Annotated in this window: 1 protein-coding gene and 1 pseudogene; one reads left to right on the top strand and one right to left on the bottom strand. The window is 39.1% G+C overall.

Annotated features, from left to right (window positions below; translation table 11 throughout):
• The coding region (locus V7659_RS09215) for a patatin-like phospholipase family protein (RefSeq protein ID WP_335539615.1) at nucleotides 1-174 on the bottom strand (174 nt) is incomplete at its 3' end.
• 179 nt (nucleotides 175-353) lie between these two features.
• On the opposite strand from V7659_RS09215, the pseudogene V7659_RS09210 reads away from it, so the two are divergent.
• Nucleotides 354-1,473: pseudogene (locus V7659_RS09210) on the top strand (amidohydrolase).
• The last annotated feature ends 215 nt before the right edge of the window (nucleotides 1,474-1,688 follow it).

Raw genomic sequence — 1,688 nt, 5'->3', positions numbered from 1 at the left:
TTTATTTCTTCCTTTTTGCTTCGACAAATAGGAGGCAGCATTACATGCACCTGCAGAAACCCCGATTACATAAGGGAAAAATAATTGAGTTTCTAAAAAGTATTCAAGGATCCCGGCAGTGTAAACACCTCGCATTCCTCCACCTTCTAGTACCAAACCAACTTGATTTTCCATGTTGCCTCGCCCTCTCATTGTTAACGTTAAACTTACTTGTCATTATAGACCCACTTAATTCTTTTACAAAATGAAACGACTTTGCATAAAAATTTTTTTCAGGTTGAAACTTCTCCCTAGGCACCTAAATTGTTAAAATTGATAAAATAACTATTATCAATGTGAAGAAAGGTTTTATTATGACAAAAATACTTTTAAAAAATGCAACGGTATATCCGATTACATCGAAACCAATCCCACATGGAGATGTGTTAATTGACGAAGGGAAGATCCTCAAAATTGGCAAGAATCTTACAACCGATTTAAATGTAAAAATCATCGATTGTGGGAACCAATTTCTTTTTCCAGGCTTTATTGATGTCCATACCCATTTAGGCCTTTATGATGAAGGAACTGGATGGGCTGGGAATGATGCCAATGAAACAGCTGAGGCGCTCACACCTCATATTCGGGCAATTGACGGAGTCTACCCTTTGGATCCCGCATTTTCTGATGCAGTTAAAAGCGGGATCACCACAGTTCATGTTATGCCTGGGAGTGCAAATGTCATTGGAGGAACAACATCAGTCATCAAAACTACCGGCAGAAATATTAAAAAGATGATTTTCCAAGAGATCTCAGGCTTAAAAATTGCCTTAGGGGAAAATCCAAAAAGAATTCATAGCCATGGCAACAGTGATTCCATTACTCGCATGGGGATTATGGGGATGCTTAGGGAGGCTTTTTACCAGGCAATCCATGCGGATAATCCAGACTTACCTAGAATTGCACCTATCATCATGGCCCTAAAAAGAGAAATTCCCGTTAGAATCCATGCACATCGTGCTGATGATATTATTTCAGCTCTACGTTTCGCAGAAGAATTTAATCTTGATTTAAGAATTGAGCATTGTACTGAGGGCCATCTTATTGNNTTCAGGGATCGATTTAAAGGTTTCAGTCGGTCCAACCTTAACACGAAGATCCAAAGTCGAACTAAAGAATAAAACCTGGAAAACCTATCAAGAACTGACGAATCACGGTGTCGAAGTTTCTATTACTACCGATCATCCCTATACACCCATCCAATACTTAAATATTTGTGCAAGCCTCGCTGTAAGGGAGGGGTTACCTGAGCATAAAGCTCTAGAAGGGATTACGATTCTGCCAGCCAAAAACTTAAGAATAGACAGCCGAGTGGGCAGTATCGAGGAGGGCAAGGAAGCCGATTTAGTGCTTTGGAGCCATCATCCTTTTCACTACTTAGCTAAACCAAAATGGACGATGATAGGCGGCGAAATGGTCTATCAAGAAGCGTAGAATATTGCTGAAATTTGGTAAAAAATATTATCGAAAAATCCACAAAAAACCTATTTATTTTTTAGCTTTTTTCTTGTATTATACTCTAGTGAAGCCGTTAAAAACCTGAAAAACTTTGGGGGTTTACAAACAGAATTCTTGTTAGCAAAAAAATGATATAGGGAAGGCAAATGGTGCGCCACCAGTTATACTGGTTCTAGTGGGTTCGATTCCCA

It is taken from the genome of Neobacillus drentensis (genome assembly GCF_036966985.1).
Lineage (GTDB): Bacteria > Bacillota > Bacilli > Bacillales > Cytobacillaceae > Neobacillus > Neobacillus drentensis_E.
The sequence above is the reverse complement of the archived record's forward strand: the minus strand, read 5'-3'. Positions and strand labels throughout refer to the sequence as shown.